At 30.8% G+C, this 263-nt stretch carries 1 protein-coding gene; it reads left to right on the top strand.

Annotated features, from left to right (window positions below):
- Positions 1-16: 16 nt before the first annotated feature.
- A partial coding sequence (locus tag SB754_RS20950) for a glycosyltransferase family 2 protein (protein WP_410784275.1) occupies positions 17-263 on the top strand: 247 nt, incomplete at its 3' end.

Raw genomic sequence — 263 nt, 5'->3', positions numbered from 1 at the left:
ATAAAATAAATGTAAAATGAAATATTCAATTGGAATTCCTGCGTTTAAAGGACGCTATCTTAGTGAATGTATAAATAGCATATTGTCGCAAACATTTACAGATTTTGAGTTAATAGTAGTTAACGACTGCTCTCCTGATGGTATATTCGAGATTGTTAATGGATTTAATGATCCTCGTATTAGTTATTATGAAAATGAAGTTAATACAGGCGCCGAGAATGTTATTGATAATTGGAACAAATGCCTGAATTTTGCTAAAGGTG

This window comes from Leifsonia sp. SIMBA_070, assembly GCF_046534635.1.
Classification (GTDB): domain Bacteria; phylum Actinomycetota; class Actinomycetes; order Actinomycetales; family Microbacteriaceae; genus Leifsonia.
This window is presented reverse-complemented; position numbering and strand designations above follow the sequence as displayed.